This window comes from Bradyrhizobium sp., assembly GCF_052389815.1.
Lineage (GTDB): Bacteria > Pseudomonadota > Alphaproteobacteria > Rhizobiales > Xanthobacteraceae > Bradyrhizobium.
Window position 1 is genome coordinate 22600 of sequence record NZ_JBQTHN010000181.1, and the last position, 8029, is coordinate 30628.

General features: G+C 64.4%; 6 protein-coding genes. 4 read left to right on the forward strand and 2 right to left on the reverse strand.

What is annotated here, in order from left to right:
- Positions 1 to 3: 3 nt before the first annotated feature.
- The gene (locus tag ACT4OC_RS26225) at positions 4 to 2112 is read right to left on the reverse strand and encodes a GumC family protein (protein WP_444841949.1); all 2109 of its coding nucleotides are present in this window, start codon (positions 2110 to 2112) and stop codon (positions 4 to 6) included.
- Positions 2113 to 2403: 291 nt separating this feature from the next.
- Here ACT4OC_RS26225 and ACT4OC_RS26230 point away from each other — a divergent pair, with 291 nt between their 5' ends.
- From ACT4OC_RS26230 to ACT4OC_RS26245, 4 genes are all read left to right on the forward strand, one after another.
- Positions 2404 to 3576, forward strand: a complete 1173-nt coding sequence (locus tag ACT4OC_RS26230) for a glycosyltransferase family 4 protein (protein ID WP_444841954.1) — start codon at positions 2404 to 2406, stop codon at positions 3574 to 3576.
- A 34-nt stretch (positions 3577 to 3610) separates the two neighbouring features.
- Positions 3611 to 5092, forward strand: a complete 1482-nt coding sequence (locus ACT4OC_RS26235; protein WP_444841950.1) for a glucosamine inositolphosphorylceramide transferase family protein — start codon at positions 3611 to 3613, stop codon at positions 5090 to 5092.
- Between the two features lie 51 nt (positions 5093 to 5143).
- Positions 5144 to 5611 (forward strand): GNAT family N-acetyltransferase, encoded by a 468-nt coding sequence (locus ACT4OC_RS26240; RefSeq protein ID WP_444841951.1) that lies wholly within the window; start codon positions 5144 to 5146, stop codon positions 5609 to 5611.
- 162 nt (positions 5612 to 5773) lie between these two features.
- Complete coding sequence (locus ACT4OC_RS26245; RefSeq protein ID WP_444841952.1) at positions 5774 to 7537, forward strand: adenylate/guanylate cyclase domain-containing protein; 1764 nt, start codon at positions 5774 to 5776, stop codon at positions 7535 to 7537.
- 292 nt (positions 7538 to 7829) lie between these two features.
- Here the strand turns inward: ACT4OC_RS26245 and ACT4OC_RS26250 are convergent.
- On the reverse strand, positions 7830 to 8029 hold a 200-nt coding region (locus ACT4OC_RS26250; protein WP_444841953.1), incomplete at its 5' end, for a pirin family protein.

Here is an 8029-nt window from a genome sequence, read left to right on the forward strand (position 1 = left end):
GCGTCAGCTCGCCTGCGCGCGCAAGGGCACGGGCCGCAGGGCGACATCATTGAGCACGACACCGATCGCGGCCGGTCCGACTTTCGACAGCGAGGTGATGGCATCGTGGATCGCGCCGGACCTTGCTGCGTGCTCGTGCGCCACCAGGACGACCAGATCGGCATGCGCCGCCAGCGCGGCGACGCCGGGCTGCTCGGCAAGCGAGGGCGTGTCGATCACGATCAGGGAGAACTCGGCGCGAATATCGTCTTCGGAGCTCGTCGCGATGCGGCTTGCCCCGAGCAGGATATCCAGCGAGCGCAGCGTCGCCTTGGCCGCGAACTGGCTGCCGGCGCCGTCTGCGGCGTCGCAGGCGCGGATCACGGCGGAATCCGGCTGCACCTCGATCAGCACGCTCATCATGCCGCGATCGACGGCGCCGAGATTGAGCGAACGCGCCACCGTGCTGACACCGGCGCCGGGCTCGAGCGCGGTGACGAGCGCGATCTTGCCGCGCCGGCCGGGCATGGCGGCAACACGCTCGAGCAGTTTTGCGACATGGGGACGCAGATCCGGCTCGGCAAAGCGGCGGATCGGCTTTTGCCAGACCGTCTTTCTCGTATCCGGCGGCAGCGCATTGGGAATGCGGACCCAGACCGGCAGGTCCTGCTCGACCTGTGCCGGCGGCGCTGCCGGTACCGCGGGCGCAGGCGCTGCTGCCGGTGCCTGTTCGGCCGCTACGGGGGCCGCGCTCTTTCGCGCTTCCAGCACGGCCACCGCCGCCGTCGAGGTCAATACGGAGGCGAGCGCGATGGCAACCAGCAGGATCGCAAGCGACGGCCGTGTCGGGCGCGTCGGCGGGTTGGCGAGCGAGGCGATCCTGGTCTGCGAGCTCTGCAGGAGGCGCTGTTCGTTGGTGGTCTTGTAGCGGGCGAGAAACTGCTCGTAGATGTTCTTGTTGGCTTCGGCGTCGCGTTGCAGCTCCTGCAGCTTGACGAGGGCTTGCGCATCCGTTAGCGCCTGCCCCTCGGCGGCCTTGAGCTGCCCCTCGAGCGTCTTCTGCTGGTCCTGCAGCGTTTCATATTCCGATCTTGCGGTTTCGATGCTGCGCTTGCGCTCGACCTCGATCTGGCGATTGAGGTCGGCAAGCTGGCCCAGCGCCATCACCAGGTCCGGGTGGCGGTCGCCGAGCACGGCGCGCTTCTGCGCGATCTGGTCGTTGAGCACCGAACGTTGTGCCCTTAGCGCGCTGAGCAGATCCTGCTTCACGGGACCGTCGACATTGGCCTTGAGGTCGCGTTGCGCCTGCTCGTAACGGGTCTTGGCCTCCTCGGTCTTCAGGCGCGCCGCCGAAACCTGTTGGGTCAGATCGGTGATGCGGAGCTGCTGCGTGGTGGCATCCTTGCCGGCGTACAGGATCTTGTACTCGCGCTTGAACTTGGCGACTGAGTCTTCGGAGACGCGCAGGCGGTCGCTCAGCGTCTTCAGGCGGCTGTTGAGCCAGTCGGCGGCCTCGTCGGTGGCGCTGGTGCGGGCCTGGGTCTGGTTGCCGACGAAGGCTTCCGCGATCGCATTGGCGTAGCTGGATGCCTTCTGCGGATTGTTCGAGACGAAGGTGATGGCGATGACGTAGGTCAGCCCGCGCCGGGAGATATCGAGCCGGGCGCGGAAGCGATCCAGGATCTTTGCAGGGTCGGTCTCCGAGCCGGCAATGTCGGCGTCCTCCCCGATCTTGAGCTGGGCGATCAGGGGGCGCAGGAATCCGTCTGACTTGGCGATCTCGATCAGGCTTTGCAGCGCGGCGGCGTCCTGGCCGATTCCGGGCAAGACGTCCTGTTCGTTGGTGACGCGCTGCTCCCGTGGATCGACCACGACAAGTGCGGTTGCCGCATATCGAAGCGGCAGCATCATCAGGACCGCGACGCCCAGTGCAAAAAGCGCCAACGAATAGACCGCAATGCGCTTCGCGTTGTTGCGGAAGAAGGTGAGGCCGTTAACGGCGAGGTAACCTTTGAGGAACGCCGGCTGTGCGCTCGCAGATTTGCCGGACGGCGTGCGTGCAGGCGCCTCCCAGGAAGGAGCGTCTTCGACCCGATCGGATGCGACCTGGGCTGGCTTGTTACCGTACATCATACGAATTGACTCAACTGGACCGGTAAGCGTGCGTCCGACGCTGCATCCAAAGTAAATATCTATGGTTAAGCGACGGTTACCCGGTCTTCATTGCAAGAAGCGTGCAAATGCGATGCTTCGATTCGGGAACAGCCTTCCGCACCAAGGGGATTAACCCCATCCAGTCGTAGTCGGTGTCTGTCGTGCGGTGCCGTGCTAGTGACTGCAGGACCGACCGCCTTGATCCGTTCATGGCAAATTGATCGAGCAGAGACCGTGCTGCTATCCACGCAAGACAAGAACCCGCGCGCGCTGTTCAAGGTCGCAGCCGGGACCTTAGAGACGGAGACGGCACCTGCCCGGGTCAATGCCGGATTGCGGGGCGCCGCGCGCCGCATCCTGCTGATCCAGACCCAGGCCGAGAACGCCGGCGCGCAGGAAATCTCAAGGCTGCTCGGCGCCGGCCTGCGCGAGCGCGGCTATGAGGTGTTCAACCTCTTCTTCTTCCGCAAGTCTCACTCGTTCGACGAGCCGCCGAACACCGTTTACTGTGCGCCGCGGCGACCCGGCACGCCCTGGGCATTCGCCGGATTCATCCTCAACCTGGCGCGCCAGATCAGGACGATCCGTCCCGATGCGGTGATGACCTTCCAGCACTATGGCAACGTCATCGGCGGCGCCGTCTCGCGCCTGGTCGGCGCCGCGCCCGTCATCGCCAACGAGGTCTCGGCCGGAGCATCGATGAGTTGGCCGGTTCGCGCGGCCGACATCGCGCTCGGCAGCCTCGGCGCCTTCAATTGCATCACGCTCAACTCGCGCGACATGGAGCGCGAATATGCGCGCTACCCGGCGAGCTATCGCGCGCGCATGACTCATGTGGCACACGGCTTCGACGACAAGTCGGTCGATCTGCCCCGCGACGAGGCCCGCCGGCGCTTCGGCTTGCCGCAGGACGCGGCATTGCTCGGCTGCACGGCACGGCTGCATCCGGACAAGCGGCTCGACGCGGCGATCAGGCTGCTGGCGCGGAAGCCGGGCTGGCATTTGGCGCTGGCCGGACAGGGCGCGGACGAGGCGCGGCTGAAAAACCTCGCCGCCGAGCTGCGGGTCGCCGACCGAGTGCATTTCGTGGGCGAGTTGTCGCCGCAGCGGATCGGTGAGTTCCTCGCCTGTCTCGATGTCTTCGTGTTTCCATCGGCGGCCGAGACGTTCGGCCTTGCCGCGGTCGAAGCGGCTGGCGCCGGCATTCCCTCCGTGGTGGCCGATCTGCCTGTTTTGCGCGAAGTGTTCGTCATCGAGGGCAAGCCGGCAGCCTTGTTTGTCGATCCCGCCGATACTTCCGAATTCGCAGCTGCGGTTTCGCGCGCACTCGGCGACAACGACCTCAGGAACGAACTCCGGCAAAATGCCGAAGGACTCAAGTCTCGCTATTCGGTGAAAGCAATGGTGGACGAGTATGTGGGGATCATCCAGAAATTCCTATGAGAATCACCTCCGCTCGCGCAACGAGCCGGAGGGCATGATCGTCGAGCTCAGGTGCGACCGCGCGCGACCGCGGCAGTGGATGAGCCGCAAGACGCTGCGGATCGGCAATCGAGATGTTCCGCTTCAGCTCGCCTGGGCGGACGGGTCGTGTGCCGCGCCTGCGGGGCTTGATGCGCTGTTCGAGCTCGAGCGCATGATCCTGCGCAGGGGACAGCGCAGCGGCGCCGACAGACTAGGCTCGCCGGCGCAGCTGGGTGCGCCGACCGGGGCGGCCGATGTCGTCGTCGATTTCACCGATGCGCCACGCGATCCCGCCTGCACGGCCGGCCGCTATTTGCGGCCGCGCTTCAACGGCGCCGCCGGCGAGAACGCTGCGCTCGCCGCGATCCTTTCCGGAGATTTGCCGGTCATCGAGATTGTCGACGATGCCACTGGTTCGGTACTGGACCGGGGCCATCCGTCGGCGGAGATGGCAAGCGGGCTCAGCGGCGGCCTGGATACGGTGATGGCGCGCACCATGACCTTGCTGGCGGCGGTGCTGTCGGGACGGCCGCGGATCGTGCCGCAACTGGCCGATCGCACACACGGCGGGACGCCGCGTCCGCCGGCCGCTTACGTCCTGCGCGGCATCGCCTGGTCGATCGTGCGCGAGATCTACCGTCTGTGCTGCTATGCGCCGCATTGGCACGTAGGCTGGCGCTATAGTCCCAAGGTCAATGTCTGGGACACCAAAGACCTGTCGGGACCGGCATGGAATGTCCTGCAGGACCCCGGCAACCATTTCTTTGCCGATCCGTTTGCCATCAGCTGGCGGGGCAGAACCTTCACCTTCTTCGAGGATCTCGATCATCGCGTCGGCAAGGGAATCATCTCCGCAATCGAATTCGATGGCAGCGGTCCGGTCGGCCCGGTGCTGCCGATACTGGAAGAACCCTGGCATCTGTCCTATCCGTTCCTGCTCGAGCACGACGGCCAGCTGTGGATGATCCCGGAATCGTCGACCAACAACGACGTCGCGATCTATCGCTGCGTGCGCTTCCCCGACAAATGGGAACGGCATGCCACGCTGCTGTCCGGCGTCGAAATCGCCGACGTCACCATCACGCAGCACAACGGCCTCTACTATATTTTCGGCGCCTGGCGCGACGGCACGGCCGGCTACTCGGATATGCTCGCCATCTATCACTCACCCGACCTGATGGGGCCGTGGACGCCGCACGCCTGCAATCCCGTCAAGATCGATCGCGCCACCACGCGGCCTGCCGGACATTTTGTTCGAAAGGACGGTCAATTGTGGCGGCCGGTGCAGGACTGCAGCGAGAGTTACGGCGGCGCGCTGGCGCTCGCCGAGATCCTGGAGCTGACGCCGGAGACGTTCAGGCAGGAGATCCGCAGCCACATCCGCCCGGGCGCGATGTGGCCCGGACGAAAGCTGCACACGCTGAATCGCTGCGGCGATCTCGAGCTGATCGATGGCGCGCGGATTCAGCCGAAATTCCGCGCCTGGCGCGGCTAGAAGACCAGCCAAAGACTGGTTGGGCGGAGCAGTTGGTGGCATTCTCCGCAGATGACGAAAGCTTTTCGCATTGAACGTATCGGCGGCGATCATCCCGGCCTTGCGGCCCTGGCCGAGGAAGCCCAGTCGGAGGGCTTTGGCTTCGTGCAGCGGCTGATCTCCGACTGGAATTCCGGCGCCAACCGGTATGGCAGGCCGGGCGAGCGCCTGGTCGGCGCCTTCTGGTCGGGCGAGCTCGTCGGCGTCTGCGGCCTCAACCGCGATCCCTATACGGACCGGCATGACGTCGGCCGGCTTCGGCATCTCTATGTCAGGAAGAGCGACCGCCATCGCGGGATCGGGGCGGCGCTGGTGCAGCACCTCCTGAAGGGAGCGAGCCCGCCATTCGCATTGGTCCGGCTGCGGACGAACACGGCGGAGGCGGCGGCATTCTATGAAAGGCTCGGCTTTACAGCCGTTGGCGAAAGGACGGCCACCCACGCAAGGACACTCAACGGGCCCTCGGCGACTCGTGTCTGAATGCGATGGAGCAAGTGGTGCGAATGACCCGAACCTGATACGGTCAGCGTGTTTCTACCCAGCGACCGAAAACTCGCTTTCTCGTCCGCTGGTCTGCTTTCCAATCTGATATAGTAGTCTGATCGGCAAGCCTCCGGTCCAGGCCGGCCTGCGGAGGAACTCGTGGAACGAGAGCGGGTCAATCGCAAGATTGCTGCGATCTTCGCGGCGGACGTCGCGGGCTATAGCCGTCTCATGGGTATGGACGAGGAGGGCACGCTGGCGCGTCTGAAGGCGCACCGGCGCGAGCTAGTCGACCCGAAGATTGTCGAGTACTACGGCCGCATCGTGAAAACCACTGGCGACGGAATGCTGGTCGAATTTCCGAGCGTGGTGGATGCGGTCCGCTGCGCGGTCGAGGTTCAGCGCGGGATGGTCGAGCGCAACGCAGAGGTGCCGCAGGGAACGCGGATCGAGTTCCGCGTCGGTATCACCGTCGGCGACATCATCATCGAGGGCGGAGACATCTTCGGCGATCGGGTCAATGTTGCGGCGCGACTTGAGCAACTAGCCGAACCAGGGGGGATCTGCGTCTCGGGCAGGGTACAGGAGGACACCCAAGGTCGGCTTGAGATCGCCTTCGAGGATGCCGGCGAACGCCAGCTCAAGAACATCGCGCGGCCTGTGCGCGTCTATAGGGTGCGGCCGAGCGCCGCCGCAGCGACCGCGCGGCCGGCCCTGACGCTTCCCGAGAAGCCATCCGCCGCCGTGTTGCCGTTCCAGAACATGAGCGGCGATCCTGAGCAGGAGTATTTTGCAGACGGAATGGTGGAGGAGATCATCACCGCTCTGTCGCGTTTCAAGTCGCTGTTCGTGATCGCACGCAATTCGAGCTTCACCTATAAGGGCAAGGCGGTCGACATCAAGCAGGTCGGCCGCGAACTCGGCGTGCGGTACGTGCTCGAAGGCAGCGTGCGCAAGGCGGCGAATCGGGTCCGCATCACTGGTCAGCTCATCGATGCCACGACGGGAGCCCATCTTTGGGCGGACCGCTTCGACGGTGCCCTCGAAGATATCTTCGATCTGCAGGACCGGGTCGCCACGAGCGTGGTCGGGGCAATCGCACCGAAGCTGGAGCAGGCCGAAATAGAACGCTCCGAGCGCAAGCCGATCGGAAATCTCGATGCCTACGATTGCTACCTTCGAGGTATGGCAAGCTTGTATCAGTGGAGCAAGGAGTCAAACGACGAAGCGCTGCGGCTACTTTACAGGTCGATTGAGCTCGATCCAGCTTTTGTGTCAGCCTATGGCGCGGCGGCGTGGTGCTACGTCTGGCGCAAGACGCAAGGGTGGGTCGCCAACAGCGCGCAGGACAAGATCGAAGCCATACGGCTGGCCCGGCGAGCGGTGGAGCTAGGCAAAGATGACGCGGCAGCGCTGTCTGCGGGCGGGATCACGTTTGCCCATATAGCGGGCGACCTCGACGGCGGGGCCGCCTTCATCGAACGAGCGCTCGTACTAAACCCGAATCTTGCAGGGGCGTGGCTCAATAGTGGCTGGGTGAGAGTTTGGCTCGGCGAGCCGGAGGTGGCGATCGAACATCTGGCGCGTGCCATGCGCCTAAGTCCGCTCGATCCGATCTTGTTCCGGATGCAGGGCGCTATGGCCTCAGCGCACCTCTTCGCAGGCCACTATGACGAGGCGTCGGCATGGGCGGAAAAGGCGTTGCGGGAGAATCCGAATCTTCAACAAGGATTGCGTGTTGCCGCAGCAAGCCATGCGCTCGCCGGGCGGCTTGAGGAGGCGCAGAAAGCCGTTGCGCGTATCCGTCAACTCGACCCAGACTTTCGTATTTCCAATATGCAGGACCGGCTCCCGGCAGTTCTTCGACCGCAGGATTTCGCCAGATATGCAGAGGGCCTCCGAAAAGCGGGGCTACCGGGGTGATCGGCATCGTGCTGACGACGTGATTGAGCGAATGGCACGAAATCAGTCCGGTTTGACGGCGCCTCAGAAATTTACGTACTTAATTTCTCCCGAGTCATCAGTTTTCAAGGCGCCATCGGATTGCGGAATGTGCGACAAGAAGAAGTTCAATCATGGCCGTGATCCGTCGTCGCCCGAAGCGCGAGATGGGGCGGCATTCGCCTTTGAGAATGCTGCCCCGATCGCATCTGCCATGCGGATCTTCGCGTCTCACGCGATCACACCTCGCTGATCGCGCGTAACGCGATCGGCGCTACGCCGCGTCGACCAGCACCAGCTCGGAGTCTTCCAGCGCGGTGATCTTCAGCTTGGTCTCATCGCTGATCGCCGCGCCATCGCGGGCATTGACCCGCACGCCGTTCACCTCGACGCTGCCGACCGCCGGCACGAGGTAGAGATGGCGCGCCTTCTGCGCCGTATATTCCGCGCTCTCTCCGGCCTTCAGCGTGGTGG